Here is a 15,947-nt window from a genome sequence, read left to right on the forward strand (position 1 = left end):
CTCCTTCTTTTCAATTTAGATATGAAGGAGCTCTTTTGTAAGATAAATAACCTGAATTATTCATCCAATGAACTTTATTGGCCTCTCATAGGTAAAATCAAGCTCTCTCGTTCAGCTGTTCTTGCTTTTGAAATTTCATCAATACGCTGATGAGCTACCGCTTCATTTCCTTTGCTAGCCTGTGAAAAACGCAGTGAAACGCCACCCGGGATTAAACTACGATTAAAGAACAATCCACGGTAATCTGTTGCTGAGTAGGCATTAGGCCTATTGACATTGAACTCCAAAGTCAAGTTTTGCAATGCTTTAACAACCATTGATTTAGCAGCATTAACCAAGTGCTCTTGCATTTCCGAAGTAAAATTCTCACTGTACCAATTCAAAGGTTTCGGCACATCAATATCAATAAATTTTTCGGGATGAGATTGGGATTTTAATTCTGCAATCATATTTTTCAAGACAAAATCATGCTTGGAGACAATTTTTTGCTGACAAAAATTGCGTTGAAACAACCCTGGACCTGTACCATCATTTGTTTTACGCTCAATAATAGTTAGTCCTTTTTCCCGTAAAGCAAGGCCATCAAATTCCTGTCTTTCACCACTTTCTGGAGAAATAACCTCAAAAGATTTGTAAAGACTCACTGCCAACCGCTCGGAAAAATCCTTGATAGTCAAATACAACTGCAGATCACTGGTTTTCAGGCTGGAAGGTTGAACAGATTGCATCAAACCCTCAGCAAGGTGACTTGGGCCACTCATAACCTGCGGATTAGAATCACCTGCTTTTCCTTCCAGTTTTGCCTTTCCTTTCTCACGATCATTGATTGGAGACTCTAGTAAACTCTCTTCATCATCAAAGATTTTCTTGCGCAAATCATCCAAGGTTTTTTCTTCATCAGAATCATAATCAATCAAATCTACCCCTTCCACGGTTGCACCCTCTTGAGGAGGATAATAAATTAATGGAGACACAGTTTTGAAATTTTCAAGATTATTCAACCAGTCTTGTAATAGTTTATCCACTCCTTCAGATTGACTCAACTCTTCCATAGCGCGTAAATATCGCTCTTGATAATTACGCGATTCAGAGGCTGAAGCTGTATTCTCTTTCTCTTGACTTTTTTTGCCGTCTATTTCCTTACTTCTCTCTTTCACAATCACTCTTAATGCTTCCAGATACTCAATCATAGGAGGAATTGCCTTTTTTCTTTCGCTGACAAAATGTTGCCTGGCTGCGTCAATTCGTTTTTTATAGTCCTCTTGTAATTCCTGCTTTCTGTTGGCCCATACACCTGTTAGCTCCTCCCGGATAGCCTTTGTTTGGGTCTTGCCTTTCATCATGATAGAGTTCGCCTCTTCGACAAACTGTTTATAGTAGTTTGCATAAGGAGTATTGCCTTTCGGATGTGCGCTTCTCAGAAGATGCAATTGTTGTTTCATTTCATGGAATTCCTGGGCATAGAGTTTTCTTTCCAGTTTCAGACTTTTTAGTTTATTTTTCAGTTGCTTAATTACGAACTCATCATCACTGCCAAATTCAGAAATTAGCTGCGGAATTCTTTTGATTTCATTATCAATATTGTTCAACCTTCTCTCATAAAACCCTAGAATTTCGCTGTGTTTTTTCAAATCAAAAACATCACTAGGATTTAAAGTTTGAAGGTGCTTAAGACAATGCCTCATAACATAAGAGTAGGCTTTAAATAAATCACCATTACTATTGGTTTGCGGATCTGTCGAAAAATCAATATCCTCATCTTCCCGTAAACTATCACGACGTCTATCTTCAAGGAATTTGAGTTCTTTTAGTGCTCGACGAAGCCCTCTTAATTGATACGGGATGTTCTTAGTTTCAGGTAAAAGTGTACGAACCCCTTCTGTAGTTCTAGCCACTTCATCAATCTCTTTAATGGTCTTGTGCAAATCATCACTCGATTGAGTTTTCTTCAATTTATCAATCAATTGCCCAATTAATTTATCCAAAAGACCATAAACAACTTGCTCTTCTGCCAATTTTTCATTCTTTAAAAGATCAGCATACAGTGTTTTGAAGTGGGGTGTTACCTTGCTATTTCTAGCAGGGGTATCCGATGCAATTAGAACAGGATTGTCAAGATTAAACTGACGAGTTAAAAGTTCTACTCCTCCCCTTACTATAACGTCGTTCCAATCATCATTAAGATTTGGAGGCTCTTTGACTATCACTTTATAACCAGCAAACACTAATGCTTTGCAAGCCTTTTCAAATTCTAAATTAGCCAGAGGATTCGCTACAGGATCATCATGATCTTTCAGTAAAACAACCGTTGACCCGGGAGGATAATGAGTTTTGACATAAGCCAAGGTGGCGGGTAGTTGAGATACACCCATTGACGCCAATACCGAATAGTTATTTCTGACCTCATCCAGACTCGCCACACTGGCCGCTGTTTCAACTCCTTCGGCAATAAAAACAACATCGACGTTATCTGTTTTATTAATAACAGCTGCTTTGCCTTCTCGCAGAGGATTGGTCTGTCCTAAATATCTCTTGCAAAAAAAATGTGAATTTTCAGGGTTTGTTGCTTTGTTGCCATCGGGGTCAATTTGTATTATCTGTAGACCAACGAGTTCATCATCCAGATTATAAACAGGGGCAACCACATAATCTTTATAAGGTTTGTTTTTATCAAACTCTGGAATACCAATAGGGCCTTTTAAGCTTCGTATCTGTAATTTTTCGGCCACGTCTATCGGGATTTTTCGAGTTCCTACGATATACCTTTCAGCAGGAGTGCCTTTTAAAGGAACACTTCTTGCCCATAAATCATTGGCTAATTTAATGCTTTTTTTATCGATGACATATTTATTCAACTGATTAATTTCTGGAGTTGTTGTCTTGCCCATACTGATTACCTCACTTAAATGAAGTGAAAATTTTGGCATATTTAGCTTAAGGAAATATTAAAAAAACAACACAAAATGAATATAAATTAATCAAATAATTTGCAATTGCTGGTAAAAAATAGAAGTAACTTATCTAATATCAAATTATAATTGTCTCTGATGTAAATCATGGATAAAACATAGGCAGCGAGCTATGAAGATGAGAACAGTATTCTTCATTCTCTTAATAACTCAGGACAAATCATCCAGGCAATACACCAATCAATCCCGTCTGCTTTATCGAGGCAAACAAGACTGCCAGGTTTAAATGAAACCAAAATGCGATGTTCCTCTTCCACAACAAGTTGGCTGACCAGTTTATTCATAAATGGCAAATGCCCTACAAACATCATGTTTTGTTTTAATTGATTAATCTCTTTTGCCAATGGTATGACATCATCAAGCGGCTCAAGCCCTGCCCTGGACTCAACGCCATTTTTGCTGAAAATATGACCAGACAAACTCTCTGCTGTTTGTTGTGCTCTTAATTTTCCACTGTGGTATACACAGGACACTTCGATTTTAAGCAGGGAAAGGAAGTTACTTAACAATTGAATATCTTTCTGACCCTGATCACTCAAAGGTCTTTCAGGATCAATATCTTTATCCAAACTGTCACCATGTTGAACAAGATAAATTTTCATCTCACCCTTTTAATTCATTAGCTAATTTATTAAAGTGTAGACTCATTTGAAATAACAGATAAGAAAAGCTTGTAATGAAACCTAAAATTTCAGTATTTATTGCAACAAGTCTCGACGGTTATATTGCAAGGAATGATGGCTCAATCGATTGGCTTATAGAAGCAAATTCTCTCGCCTCTCCTGGAGAGGATTGTGGATATCGATCATTTATTGCCACCATAGATACGATAATTATGGGTCGATATTCCTATGAAAAAGTTATTACATTTGATGAATGGCCATATGCTTCCATACCGGTAATAGTACTGAGCTCAAAACCCATACAGATACCAGAACATTTGAGACATATCATTTCAGTTTCTAACCAGAGCCCTATAGAATTAGCTAGCGAATTGGCTCATTATGGCATTCAACACGTATACCTTGATGGCGGGATTACTATCCAGAGATTCCTTCAAAATAATCTGATTGATGAGATAACCATCACTATGATACCTGTTTTGATCGGTTCTGGCCGCCCTTTATTTGGTTTTCTTGAGAATGATATTAAACTCAAACACTTGTCAACCACTAGCTATCCAGGTGGTTTTGTCCAAATTAAATACCATATTGGTGAATAGCCAGATACTTTAGTCCTGTTTACTCTGTAATTGTAATGCAGCATGCAATTGCTATGTTATGATGATATAGTGCCAATTTATCAGTAACAGGATACGAAATGGACATTCGCTATTTGATCTATGCTTGGGGCAGCAGTATTTTATTCTTTATTTATCTTTATTTAAGTTATTTGGTTATTATTCAACGTCGTAAATATCATGTGCTCTATTTAACCAATGATGATAAAGCATTTATTGCCCGCTTTCGCGCGCATGCCAACTTTGCTGAATACGTACCATTTACTTTAATTCTGATGGGAATATCTATTATACTTAAGATTCCCCCTTTATTATTAACTGTTTTAATGTTTTCTCTGATTATAGCACGCTTGGGACATGCCTATGGTCTAATCAAAAAGGAAGCAGAAAAACAATTTAAACCCCGCATTTATTCGGTTGCAACAACTTTCATTATCATGGGTATTTTAGCGCTCTTCAACATATTTAAAGCAACCATACTGTATATAGCTATATAAGTATTTAGATTATTTTGCTTGAGATTTTTTGACGATTTGACCTCTATGATTTATGAGCGAACCTATGAAGATACTCATAAAAAGTAATGAACAAGTATAAATTGGCTTACACTTATTTCAGAAGCACTGCCTTACTAAAACAACCCCTATTAAGTTGGAGCATGACAGATTAGTTCATTAGGGAATCGTATTATTAAATGAAATAACAGGCTCATCATACTCCTCATCATCCCCGCTACTGCAATTGTCATAGCTCCAATCTTCCCATACATCGCCTATAGAAAGCTCATCTTTAAACTCATCATATCGATTACTTAATAAAGAATACGTTTGCTCAAACCATTCATACATCGCAGAGGGTAAGTCACTATAAATATCAATTTCAATACCTTTCATCAGACCTATCTTATCATTGAGATCTTCGAGTTGATTATGTAAATGCTTAACCACCAGTTTGTAGTGCTCAAGGTTGTATTTATCAGGATTTAACAAGACATGGCTTATCATAAATTTTGTTTTTAATCTCAATATATCTACTTTGAACTGACAAATTTCTTTGTTCAAACCTTGCTTATCCTTTTTGAATAAGAAGAACCAATTAAAAAGGACATACTTTAACCTGAACTCCAGTTCTTTCATTTCTACTTGCAACGCCGAATTGAAATCTTTATCTTTGAGTAGTTCACTATAAGAGGACTCGATATGGTTTAAATCCTTCTCGAATTCTTTCTTAACCGATTGGTAAATACTCATACTTTTCTTATCATACGGATTGATAGCAAAAAATTTTGTGTAAGCCACTAAAACTCCAAACATTAAAGAATTAAAAATGTCCTGATAATATAATACAAACACCAGATTGGCACTTAATTTTTCAATTTGATTCTTTAAAGCAATTATTTTATTTAGCAAATTGGTTTATATAATTCATAAGTAATTCTTTTAATAAAGACTACAAGAGTAGTAAAAAAGTATTTAACTTGATGAACACTTTTTATGTTATCTGAATAATAAATTCATCAACCCCCTTTTTCATATAATCTGACCAGACCAAAAGTTAATAAGAATTGAGCTACGTAATAGGTAAACATAACAAAAATCCTTACATCAGCCTGAGTATAAATAAACAAGTTAAGTGCCAAAGTTAAATCAGAAATCAAAAAGAACAAGGCTCCACTGCTAATCGTTAAAGTTTCCTTTTTTACCTGAAAAGCACTAAATACCATAAGCATCAAGACACAGAAATAAATCATTACTGGAATTAATAAATTGCCAAGATATGGAATCATGGTAAATGCGGCAAACCCCATGAATAAAAAAATAGGAAGATAGTAAAATAAATGTAACCTATTGAATTCAAATGATTTTAAAAACAAAGTGATATAAAAACAATGAGCTAACAAGAAGCAAGCGATACCTAATTCCAACTGCAATGAAAAGGGTAAAGTCAATACCACATCCCCTGCCAAGGAAAATACAAGTGCCAAGATCAGGAGAATTTTAGCCGATGAGGAGAGAGATGTTCTGAATACCCCAACAATTAAACAAACTATTGGAATAGGTTTTAAAACAGTAGTGGCAGGATATTGGATAAACGAAAGACTGACCAAATAAATGACTGCGGTAAACAAAAACACCCAAGACACTGGTTTGGAAAAAGAATAAGTCATAAATAGTCCTTTATTTTAAAATCAAAGTAATTGATTTAAGCTGCTTTATATCTCAACCCTGTTAGCCTTTTTATTATATTCAATCAATCTTAGGGCTTGTTATTGATGTTGGTTTGGCTGATCCATCCCCATATAAATAGGAGTTGATTAAAATTAAAGCGCTTTCGGTTAACGTTAACGCCACCCCACTTAGTTTTACCACATTGAGCAAGGGGCTTGTTTCTCCAGTATCTGTAAACACCTCAAATGCCTGTAATGCCAACAGTGTGAATCCGGCAGTAAATTGCACCGCACCAACAATTTGTCCCATATAAGTATACGCGGAATCATCACCCTTGTTTCGATAAAAACGATTACCAAAAAAACCTACCGCCCCAACAACCATGCCACCAACCGCCGTTACAACATTTCCATTAGTTACTTGCTCACTGGCTTTACCTAATGCATACAGTATGGCAGGCCCTCTTGTTGCCAATTGAATATTTAGCTTTCTTGCATTCTCATAAACATCCGGGCCTAAAGTACCATGTTCTTCTGAATTTGATGGTGAATTTCCTGATTCAGATTTTTCTTTTGTCATTATCAACTCCTGTTTAACAAAATTCCGGGTAAGGCAGTATCCTTTCAATTTCTCAGATTATATCCACGGCCTTGTCTTATTGTTTGACATGATCAGCCCTAATTTCATGTGAGTTATGGATAAGATCAGCCGTTATCTTGAATCGCTCACGCTGAGGAGACATTTATGCCATCTCGAAGCCTAGTATGGAATGTAATATTTCATGCTTAGGCTTTGAGAGGATGCTTACACATCTCCCTGCCCCAAACGGACCCGGGATATCGAGTGCTCCTTATATAACCCTTATGCATAACTCAAATTAATTTAAGTAATTCTCTATTTGTCACTTTAATAAATTATCCAATAGCCGAAAAATCGAAGTATTTATTGTACCTAAACCCTCTCAAAATACATACATATTTTCAAACAGGTGGAAATTTAATTTATCGTCTATAGTTAAATTAAATGCCTAAAATAATAAGAAATTTTCCAAATTGAAAAGAGGGGAAAATATGTTAAAACGTCTACTCGGTGTAGCATCATTATTTTTAATATTGAACCACCAATGCTTCGCTGAAGATCATGAAATTGCCATTACTATTGACGATTTACCTTTTGTGGGCTCTGGAACAAATACTCCAGGAAATCTGAAGCGAACCCAGGAAAGATTTATGGCCATAGTGAACACTTTGGTTGACAATCAGGTTCCTGCCACAGGTTTTGCCATAGGAGGGGCTATAGCGAAAAATGAATGGGAGCTTCTGGAAATTTTTCGTAATCAAGGTTTTTCAATTGGCAATCATACCTATAAGCATCGAAGTTTAAATTCAATGACTGCAGAAAATTATATTGCTGATATCGAAAAAGCGGATACCGTTCTATCCCCTGTTATGACTGAGCCAAAATATTTCCGTTATCCTTATCTTGCTGAAGGCAGTGGAGAAAAGAAGCAAAAAGTGCATGAGTGGCTGGCTGCCCATCAATACACGATTGCTCCTGTCACTATAGATAGCAAAGATTATGAATTCAATGCGCAATTTTATAGAATACCATATAGACAAAGACCACAACGTTTAGCTCAATTTAAAAAACGCTATCTTGCTTTTATCTGGCAACAGACCCTGAGAGCAGAAAAAAAAGTCAAGAAAGTAGAAGGACAACCTGTTAAACATATTTTACTCATCCATGCGAATCTGATTAATAGTTTGTGTTTGGCGGATATCATTGAAATGTATAGAAGCAACGGTTATAAATTCATTACTCTGCAAGAGGCTCTAAAAGGGAATACAGCTACTCCAGTTAATGATTCATCACCAACTGAAGCTTTGAAATCGGAAACCGAAAAGAAAGAAATTAATGAGCCTCAATCTTAAAAACATAGAGTTATTTCTTGAAACAAATGATTTACAATGCTATCCGGGATTCATTGTCACAGGACTGGTGAATCCCAATAGCCAAATAAAAAATTGCAAAGACAGGACTTACGCCCCTACTTCAACTGTGCCAAGCGCGATAATGCATGTGCCGGCAGAAGAAGCCAATAATGACCCTCGTTCTTCATATGGCCAGCAATCAAAGTAGCTTTGTCACCACCACCCCAAAATACATCACCTCTTACTTTACCACGAATAGCCCCACCAGTGTCTTGAGCTATCATCAAACGTTGCATAGGTTTATTGACGTCAGGATTTTTACTATCTGGTCTTGTAGTGTTTAACCACAGAGGCGCTCCCATTGGTATCCATTGTTTATCAATAGCAAGAGAATAACCGGGTGTTAATGCCACACCCTGTGAACCTAAAGCCGCTTCTAATGACAACTTGCGGAAAAAAACAAATGATTTATTTTGATTGATTATTTTATCCATTTGTTTGGGATGAGCTTCCAGATACTTTTTAATCCTTTGCATGGAGGCATTGTGCTTGGTCATAATACCTTTTTTTATCAGTACACCAGCAATAGCAGTATAAGGAGCACCATTTTGGCCATCATAGCCTATAAAAATTCGTTTACCATCCTCAAGCTCAATGATTCCTGAGCCCTGAATTTCTAAAAATAACCTGTCAACAGGACTATTGATCCAGACCAAAACACGAGCTGTGTCTTTAATTGCCCCTTTATTAATTTGCTCTCGAGTGTAAAATGGTACGACTTTATTACCTGCAATTCGTCCAATGATTTTCTTGTTTTTTAAATTAGGAAGAAATAAACCCAAATCAACAGTTACCAGATTACTAGGTAATTCATAAATAGGAACACTAAATTCCTTTGATTTGGTATAACTGCCTTTAATCAAAGGCATATAATAGCCCGTAAATAAACCTTTCACTGGTTTATCATCATAGAATTCCACAGGGGCAAACCACTTCTCAAAAAATACTTTTGCTGATTGTTCATCAACAGGATTTATTTTTAAAGCAGCACGACAGGCTGGATGCCAATCTTTTGCTTGTAAATCAATCTGCTCTGTGCCAACAACACGTTCAGGATTTTGTTTTAGAAAGGCTCGACAAGATGTTTGAAAAGTTTCTAACGATTTTTTAAGTTGTGCATTCTCCCACCCAGGTAAATGCTTAAAGCTTACCTGCCTGAAAGTTGGTTTGGGAGATTGCAACCACCACACTGCTGCGCTTAAGATAATTGCAGCCAAGGCTACTGTCAGATAAATTAATTTCGATTTCATAGGAGGTCAATTTTTACACGTGATGGAGAAAAATGCAACTAAAAATTATTGTTATTAGTCCATCTTACTACAAAAAACATCCGGTTATAATAGCTTTTTTTCAATAATTTCAACCAGTTAATATTTCAAAATTTTTATAATCTGGCAAGTATCTCCAGCTGCTTACCCCTTCCTTCACCTGTATTTCCCCCTCTGGACAAGAGGACAAATTGCTACCCAATTTGATAAACCTTAATTGCATGACAGTAGATTCGCCATGCTCCTCGTCTTGTAATACGGTGAATCTAAAATGGTGAGAAGCATATTTTTGCCCATCCTTATTAAGAACCAAACAAGAAAATTCATTCAGGTCCTCAATAAAATATCTGTATTTTTTCTGATTTAATATGAGCACACATCCTTTATTGTTAACTAACTCGTTTGCTATTTTATTAGCTCCATAATCCTTTTGCAGATAACAATCCATACCTGCATACAATAACGGTGAACGAGCGAGTTGCATCATCCAATGTTCCAACTGATAGAAATTTTGATGAAATGTCTCCTGTGAATTGAGTGCTTTGAATTGCAAGAATATCTGCTGGAGGCTTGCCAAAACCAATAAGCTCATCAAGAAAGTTATACAGAGCGTCATTAAAAGAATGAAACCGGAATCGGTTTTTTTCATAAATTTCGTACCGAAACACTAATTTTGCGTAGCGTTTCCTTATCGCTACCAATTGAAAAATCCAATACTGACCTCTGTTTAATAAGACGTCTGGTAACATAAAATTCATGAATGAATGGACTTAATTCTTCTGTTTGAAACAGTTTGTAATGTAATGTCTTTTCACCCTTTTCATTTTGTTTAGTAAACCATGTTTCTTCAAGCCACTCTCCCAAGTAAGTAATTTCGTCGTATCGAAACTGCATTGGTTTTTTTAAAGTAATTTGATATCCATTACTTAGTTTATCTATTTTTGAAACCGTATGTACTTCTCCTTGCCGGCAATCAGAAATAATTAATGGGTGTTTTATATTTGATATTACTGATTCTTCAATCACTATTTGTGTTGGGCTCATAAAATTCGCCACTTCGGTATAAACATCACTCATTCTGTTAATACGAAGTTGAACTTGTGGCATATTTTCAATTTGAAAATTAATTATTTTCCTCTCTGCATGTCGAGAATCAAAAGTTTTTAATTTTTCGACACTTACGCATGGAGTAAATCCAGCCTTTCTAATACTGTCGCTTAGTAGATCACCAATCCACAGCAAATCAAAATTAATTTCTAACTGTTCTTGTGTTTTTAGGTATTGAGACTTGCTTCTTATATAAAACTGAGTAAGGGTTATCGTTATAATACTTGCCAGAAAAAGACTAATTAGCATCTCAGATAAACTAAATCCTGTTTGTCTTCCCATTTCAATGAGCATCCAGATCATAGGAGCGAATAATTGACTGGCTTTTTTTAAACCACGTAACATTCAAAATGATTTTCTTTTGAGATCTCCTGATATCAAAATGATAATTTGAAGGCGGCAGAGGGAGTCTATTCTCACTAATATATAATGCTTCATCTACTTGATCTAGATATTGGGAACCTTGAATTCGCCAAATAAGATGATTGATTATATCTCTGGTTTTCAACTGTTGTTCCACTAACATCAGAACTACCGTTGTCATTAGCATTAATGACACAAGTACTTCCATTAGAGTGAAACCCTGATGCTTGCTCATAATAAATCTCTTCCTGAGGTTGGACTGCCCATGAAGGTTAACTGTTCGCTTATATAAATTCAATATAACGATTTATAAATTCTAAAAAATAAATTCATTCGTGACAGCTGGCATATGCTTAGGTAATATAAAAACATTTTTCTGTCTAGGAATAGAGTTATGTCTATTGATTTTCAACAATTACCCCATGCCGGAATACGTTCTTTAATTCCTTATGTACCAGGTAAATCCATCGAAGAATTGGCAAAAGAAAAGGGAATAACTGACATTATAAAGCTGGCTAGTAATGAAAACCCATTGGGATGCAGCCCATTAGCCCTTTCCGTCATTCAGACTATGTCATCGCATTACATAGCAACCTACCCATCGCCCTGGAACCATCCTTTAATGTCCAAACTTGCAAGTTACTTAAAAGTAAAACCTGAGCAATTGTTTCTAAGCAATGGGTCTGATTACCTGTTTAATATTTTATTAAATTGTTTCGCTCTTCATACCGACAGACATATCCTTACTCATGATTACGCTTTTAGCACTTATGCCATCCAAGCCAATTCCCTGCAAATACCAATAAATAGTGTGCCTATTGGCCACAACTGGGAGGTTAATATCACTGATATCGTTAATGCTTGCAATCAACAAACAGGAATTATTTTTATAGCTAATCCAAATAATCCAACTGGGGTGCTAATCCAACAAGAAGAAATTAAATATTTATTGGAACAAATTCCGAAAAGTACTTTGTTAGTTTTAGATGAAGCCTATTATGAATTTGCTGCTAGCCAATTAACTGTCAATAGTTTGGATTGGCTTGAAGAACATCCTAATTTGGTTGTTACTCGTACGTTTTCAAAAATCTATGGTATGGCAGGTTTGCGTTTAGGTTATGCTATTGCCAACCCATCCATTATTAATATTTTAAAACGAGTACAATTGCCATTTATAGTCAATCAAGTTGCTCTTGCAGCAGCCTATGCTGCCATCGATGACGATGACTTCATCCAGTCTAGCCTCAAAATGAATAATGAAGGGATGTTGCAGCTACAGGCGGGCTTTAATGAATTAAACATAAAATACTTACCCTCTTCCTGTAATTTCCTTACTTTTGACTGCGAAGAGGATAGTATGGCTCTTTATAATTATCTATTGGATAATGGCATAATAGTAAGGCCTCTGCATGCTTATAAGATGAATAATTTCATCAGGGTTACTATTGGGACCAAAGAACAAAATTCCAGATTTCTAACAGCACTGAAAAATTTTTATTTGTAACTCTTTTTAAATTAAAAATAAAATTAAGGAATCAAAATGACTAGTGATTTAAGTAGTAAGCATTGTGAATCTTGCGAGGGAATTGGCGCTGCGCTCAACTCTGAGCAAATCAAAAATTTACTACCTCAATTAAACACAAAATGGGAAGTAACAGAGGACAACCGAATTATCAAGCGTGCTTTTTCATTTAAAAATTTTTATGAAACGATGGCTTTTGTCAATGCGATTGCCTGGATAGCAAATATTGAAAATCACCACCCTGATTTAGAAGTCGGCTACAATTATTGCCGTGTTCACTTTATGACGCATGCACTTAATGGTTTAACTCATAATGATTTTATTTGCGCAGCAAAAATAGATAAGTTACTGGTTGATTAAAAGTTATTGACTCTTTTTAAGAGGATACATTTTAACAAAATTTTGTAATTGTTTATTATCCGCTCCCTGATGGTCGCGGCTCCGATTATGGCTGACTTTGAATTTCGTCGAATTGGGCAAAGCCGAGCCGCGACTGTCAGGAAGCGGATACTACGCGGATAATAATTCGACCTCAGGGCCTATCATCCACCTCCCTGCGATGACTGGGTAGAAAATCCTTGTTATCCAAACCCATGGCTACTGCTAAAGCGCCAGCAACATAAATTGAAGAGTAAGTACCTATCACTATTCCTATAATCAATGCCAATGAAAACCCATATATCGCCTCACCCCCATAGACAAAAAGCGCAACCACAACAAACAGCGTCAACACAGATGTCATGATCGTTCTTGAGAGAGTTTGATTGATTGAAATATTCATAATATCTATTGGACTTGTTCGGCGAATTTTTACAAAATTTTCTCGAACACGATCAAAGACAACAATGGTATCATTCAAGGAATAACCAATAACGGCCAACAACCCAGCAAGGGCCTTCAGATCAAATTCAATTCCGAACAAAGCAAAAACGCCCAGAATCAATACCGGATCATGAATCAAAGCCACTGCTGAACTTACAGCGAGTTTATATTCAAACCGCATAGCGATATAGATCATCGTGGCTAACAAGGACACAATAATCGCAAGAGCCCCTTTCGTTGCTAATTCTTGTCCAACTTGCGGACCAACAAAATCAACTCGTTGTTTTACTGCTCCAGGCAGTACTTCCATCACCTGATCTACCAGCATGCTCTGCTGTTTATCCGCTCTCGGTGCAATGCTGATAAGTACATCTTTTGATGTACCATAACTAACCACTTGAGCTTCTTTAAAACCCGCTTTATTCAGATTTTCTCTAATTAAAGGTAAATCAGCCGCTTTGGAGTAACTGATTTCAATTTGCGTTCCACCAGTAAAATCTAATCCCCATTTCAAACCATTAATCATCAATGCGCCAATAGACACTACAAAAATCAATATAGAAAACAATGCAGTCCAACGGCGCGCGCCCATAAAATCTATTTTTGAATTTGGATTAAAAAATTCCATCTGAGTATCGCCTTATATGCCTATAGATAATTTTTTGACATTACGCCCACCATAATACCAATTCACAATAGCCCTAGTGTAAGTAATACCAGTTAACATAGAAGTTAACAAACCTAGAGAAAGGACAACCGCAAACCCGCGCACCGGTCCTGTGCCCACCGCGAATAGAATGATAGCTACAATTAAAGTAGTCACGTTGGCATCCAATATAGTTGAAAATGCTCGCTCATATCCTGCATGAATAGCAGCTTGAGGAGACAATCCATTACGCAACTCCTCTCTAATCCGCTCATAAATCAGGACATTGGCATCAACAGCCATGCCCACGGTCAAAACAATCCCCGCAATTCCCGGTAAAGTCAGAGTCGCATCAATTATGGATAACAATGCGCAAAGAAAAACTAAATTCAGCATCAATGCAATATCAGCAATTAAACCAAAAAAATGATAATACACGAGCATTAGTACCAAAATTAAACCCATACCAACTTCCAGGGAAATAAGTCCTCGGCGAATATTTTCCTTTCCAAGAGTTGGGCCAACGGTACGCTCTTCAACAGGATAGATTGCAGCGGGTAAAGCGCCAGCTCTTAATAATAAAGCCAGATTACTTGCTTCTTTACTATCGGTCAGTCCGGTAATCTGGAAATTGCTACCTAAAGCATTTTGAATCACTGGCGCACTAATAACTCGCTCTTCTTTCTTTGTTACTCGTTTTTCCTCGCCATTAATTGTTTGTGTAGTCGTTTTGGTTTCCACAAAAACGATCGCCATGCGCTTACCGATATTTTCACGCGTAACTTTAGTAAACAAGCTCTCGCCCCCACCACCCAACTGAATTTGAACAGATGGAGAAGCCGTTTGTTGATCAAAACTGGACACTGCTGACGTAATAGAGTCACCACTTAAAACAACCTGTCTCTTTAATAAGATAGGATGACCATCCATCATATACAGCTTATCATTGACAGGAACTACGCCAGTTTGCTTTGCAATGAAAGGGTCATTTTCCTGATCAACCAAATGAAATTCCAAAGTAGCAGTACCACCAAGTATTTGTTTTGCTCTGGCCGCGTCTTGAATGCCTGGCAAATCAACGGCGACTCGAGTCGCCCCTTGTTGTTGTACGACAGCTTCACCAACTCCGAGCTCGTTGACACGATTTCTCAAGATACTCATTGTCTGCTCAATAGTATTTTGTCTTATGGAATTTAATTCTGCTGGAGAAATGGCGCCTAAAATTGAATTTTGTGTTTTAGTTTTAACAAAAACCACATCAGATATTTTTTGTCTTAACTCAACTAAAGCATTTTCCATTGAGTCAGAATCTCTGAAACGCAATTCAATCCCTTTATCTGATAAATAACGTATGCCTGAATAACGAATACCTGCTTCACGTAATTCTTGGCCAATATTTTTCATTATTCCTTCATAACGCCGACTTATAACACTCTCGACATCCACTTCAAGAAGAAAATGAACACCGCCTCTTAAGTCCAATCCTTGTTTCATAGGATCAGCATGAATTGCTTCAAGCCAAGCTGGTGTGGAAGGCGCTAAATTCAAAGCCACTGTGTAATCAGATCCCAGGCTATTCTTGATAACATCACGAGCTAATAATTGAGAATCAGTAGAAGAAAATACTACCTCTACCCCATCCCTCTCCACAACCAGAGATTTATAATCCATATTGGCATTTTTTAATATGGACTCTACCTGATTTTTTATTGTCTCTGTATCTTCATCTGTACCCGCAGAAATTTGAACAACGGGATTTTCCGTATACAAATTCGGTATAGCGTAAACAAATCCAATGACTGCAATCACTATCAGCATTAGATTTTTCCATAGAGGATATTTATTTTGCAT

General features: G+C 36.6%; 16 protein-coding genes. 5 read left to right on the forward strand and 11 right to left on the reverse strand.

Going from position 1 to position 15,947, the window contains the following annotated elements; all coding sequences use genetic code 11:
* Window positions 1–74 precede the first annotated feature (74 nt).
* Both LPG_RS09965 and sixA read right to left on the reverse strand, forming a co-directional pair.
* Window positions 75–2,927: a lpg1986 family Dot/Icm T4SS effector gene (locus tag LPG_RS09965; protein WP_010947702.1), complete on the reverse strand. Its 2,853-nt coding sequence runs from the start codon at window positions 2,925–2,927 to the stop codon at window positions 75–77.
* A gap of 176 nt (window positions 2,928–3,103) precedes the next feature.
* A complete protein-coding gene (sixA, locus tag LPG_RS09970; RefSeq protein WP_010947703.1) occupies window positions 3,104–3,571 on the reverse strand; it encodes a phosphohistidine phosphatase SixA in 468 nt (155 codons plus the stop codon).
* 74 nt (window positions 3,572–3,645) lie between these two features.
* Between sixA and LPG_RS09975 the strand changes: the two genes are divergently transcribed.
* Entirely contained in the window at window positions 3,646–4,191 is a 546-nt protein-coding gene (locus LPG_RS09975; protein ID WP_010947704.1) for a dihydrofolate reductase family protein, read from the forward strand.
* A gap of 98 nt (window positions 4,192–4,289) precedes the next feature.
* Window positions 4,290–4,706 (forward strand): MAPEG family protein, encoded by a 417-nt coding sequence (locus LPG_RS09980; protein ID WP_010947705.1) that lies wholly within the window; start codon window positions 4,290–4,292, stop codon window positions 4,704–4,706.
* A gap of 177 nt (window positions 4,707–4,883) precedes the next feature.
* Here the strand turns inward: LPG_RS09980 and LPG_RS09985 are convergent, their stop codons facing one another.
* From LPG_RS09985 to LPG_RS09995, 3 genes are all read right to left on the reverse strand, one after another.
* Window positions 4,884–5,507, reverse strand: coding sequence for a hypothetical protein (locus LPG_RS09985; RefSeq protein WP_025862380.1), 624 nt, complete (start codon window positions 5,505–5,507; stop codon window positions 4,884–4,886).
* Window positions 5,508–5,725: 218 nt separating this feature from the next.
* Window positions 5,726–6,376 carry a lysoplasmalogenase gene (locus LPG_RS09990; RefSeq protein WP_010947707.1) on the reverse strand — a complete coding sequence of 217 codons (651 nt, stop codon included), beginning with the start codon at window positions 6,374–6,376 and terminating at the stop codon, window positions 5,726–5,728.
* 79 nt (window positions 6,377–6,455) lie between these two features.
* Window positions 6,456–6,956, reverse strand: coding sequence for a hypothetical protein (locus LPG_RS09995; protein ID WP_015444348.1), 501 nt, complete (start codon window positions 6,954–6,956; stop codon window positions 6,456–6,458).
* Window positions 6,957–7,447: 491 nt separating this feature from the next.
* On the opposite strand from LPG_RS09995, the gene LPG_RS10000 reads away from it, so the two are divergent.
* Window positions 7,448–8,308 (forward strand): polysaccharide deacetylase family protein, encoded by an 861-nt coding sequence (locus LPG_RS10000; protein WP_015444347.1) that lies wholly within the window; start codon window positions 7,448–7,450, stop codon window positions 8,306–8,308.
* A gap of 116 nt (window positions 8,309–8,424) precedes the next feature.
* Here LPG_RS10000 and mltA read toward each other — a convergent pair whose 3' ends face one another.
* The 4 genes from mltA to LPG_RS10020 all read right to left on the reverse strand — a co-directional run bounded on the left by mltA (window position 8,425) and on the right by LPG_RS10020 (window position 11,341).
* Window positions 8,425–9,618, reverse strand: a complete 1,194-nt coding sequence (mltA, locus tag LPG_RS10005; protein ID WP_010947710.1) for a murein transglycosylase A — start codon at window positions 9,616–9,618, stop codon at window positions 8,425–8,427.
* A 109-nt stretch (window positions 9,619–9,727) separates the two neighbouring features.
* On the reverse strand, window positions 9,728–10,285 hold the full coding sequence (locus tag LPG_RS10010) for a hypothetical protein (RefSeq protein WP_010947711.1): 558 nt from the start codon (window positions 10,283–10,285) through the stop codon (window positions 9,728–9,730).
* Window positions 10,282–11,088: a PilW family protein gene (locus LPG_RS10015; protein WP_010947712.1), complete on the reverse strand. Its 807-nt coding sequence runs from the start codon at window positions 11,086–11,088 to the stop codon at window positions 10,282–10,284. Before LPG_RS10015 ends, LPG_RS10010 begins: the two co-directional genes overlap by 4 nt.
* Complete coding sequence (locus LPG_RS10020; protein WP_010947713.1) at window positions 11,027–11,341, reverse strand: type IV pilus modification PilV family protein; 315 nt, start codon at window positions 11,339–11,341, stop codon at window positions 11,027–11,029. The genes LPG_RS10015 and LPG_RS10020 overlap by 62 nt, the downstream gene beginning before the upstream one ends.
* A 159-nt stretch (window positions 11,342–11,500) precedes the next feature.
* On the opposite strand from LPG_RS10020, the gene hisC reads away from it, so the two are divergent.
* A complete protein-coding gene (hisC, locus tag LPG_RS10025) occupies window positions 11,501–12,610 on the forward strand; it encodes a histidinol-phosphate transaminase (protein WP_015444344.1) in 1,110 nt (369 codons plus the stop codon).
* Window positions 12,611–12,646: 36 nt separating this feature from the next.
* Window positions 12,647–12,988 (forward strand): 4a-hydroxytetrahydrobiopterin dehydratase, encoded by a 342-nt coding sequence (locus LPG_RS10030; RefSeq protein WP_010947715.1) that lies wholly within the window; start codon window positions 12,647–12,649, stop codon window positions 12,986–12,988.
* Between the two features lie 172 nt (window positions 12,989–13,160).
* Here the strand turns inward: LPG_RS10030 and secF are convergent, their stop codons facing one another.
* Window positions 13,161–14,078: a protein translocase subunit SecF gene (gene secF / locus LPG_RS10035; RefSeq protein ID WP_010947716.1), complete on the reverse strand. Its 918-nt coding sequence runs from the start codon at window positions 14,076–14,078 to the stop codon at window positions 13,161–13,163.
* Window positions 14,079–14,090: 12 nt separating this feature from the next.
* The gene (gene secD, locus LPG_RS10040) at window positions 14,091–15,947 is read right to left on the reverse strand and encodes a protein translocase subunit SecD (RefSeq protein ID WP_010947717.1); all 1,857 of its coding nucleotides are present in this window, start codon (window positions 15,945–15,947) and stop codon (window positions 14,091–14,093) included.

Source organism: Legionella pneumophila subsp. pneumophila str. Philadelphia 1, from assembly GCF_000008485.1.
GTDB lineage: Bacteria > Pseudomonadota > Gammaproteobacteria > Legionellales > Legionellaceae > Legionella > Legionella pneumophila.

What these genes read in the sequence shown, in the direction of transcription:
- LPG_RS09990 (WP_010947707.1), bottom strand. Translation starts at nt 6,376, where the DNA reads ATGACTTATTCTTTTTCCAAACCAGTGTCTTGGGTGTTTTTGTTTACC.
- LPG_RS09965 (WP_010947702.1), bottom strand. Translation starts at nt 2,927, where the DNA reads ATGCCAAAATTTTCACTTCATTTAAGTGAGGTAATCAGTATGGGCAAG.
- LPG_RS10010 (WP_010947711.1), bottom strand. Translation starts at nt 10,285, where the DNA reads ATGAAAAAAACCGATTCCGGTTTCATTCTTTTAATGACGCTCTGTATA.
- sixA (WP_010947703.1), bottom strand. Translation starts at nt 3,571, where the DNA reads ATGAAAATTTATCTTGTTCAACATGGTGACAGTTTGGATAAAGATATT.
- LPG_RS09980 (WP_010947705.1), top strand. Translation starts at nt 4,290, where the DNA reads ATGGACATTCGCTATTTGATCTATGCTTGGGGCAGCAGTATTTTATTC.
- LPG_RS09995 (WP_015444348.1), bottom strand. Translation starts at nt 6,956, where the DNA reads ATGACAAAAGAAAAATCTGAATCAGGAAATTCACCATCAAATTCAGAA.
- LPG_RS10000 (WP_015444347.1), top strand. Translation starts at nt 7,448, where the DNA reads ATGTTAAAACGTCTACTCGGTGTAGCATCATTATTTTTAATATTGAAC.
- hisC (WP_015444344.1), top strand. Translation starts at nt 11,501, where the DNA reads ATGTCTATTGATTTTCAACAATTACCCCATGCCGGAATACGTTCTTTA.
- secD (WP_010947717.1), bottom strand. Translation starts at nt 15,947, where the DNA reads ATGCAAAATAAATATCCTCTATGGAAAAATCTAATGCTGATAGTGATT.
- LPG_RS10015 (WP_010947712.1), bottom strand. Translation starts at nt 11,088, where the DNA reads ATGTTACGTGGTTTAAAAAAAGCCAGTCAATTATTCGCTCCTATGATC.
- LPG_RS09975 (WP_010947704.1), top strand. Translation starts at nt 3,646, where the DNA reads ATGAAACCTAAAATTTCAGTATTTATTGCAACAAGTCTCGACGGTTAT.
- LPG_RS10020 (WP_010947713.1), bottom strand. Translation starts at nt 11,341, where the DNA reads ATGAGCAAGCATCAGGGTTTCACTCTAATGGAAGTACTTGTGTCATTA.
- mltA (WP_010947710.1), bottom strand. Translation starts at nt 9,618, where the DNA reads ATGAAATCGAAATTAATTTATCTGACAGTAGCCTTGGCTGCAATTATC.
- secF (WP_010947716.1), bottom strand. Translation starts at nt 14,078, where the DNA reads ATGGAATTTTTTAATCCAAATTCAAAAATAGATTTTATGGGCGCGCGC.
- LPG_RS10030 (WP_010947715.1), top strand. Translation starts at nt 12,647, where the DNA reads ATGACTAGTGATTTAAGTAGTAAGCATTGTGAATCTTGCGAGGGAATT.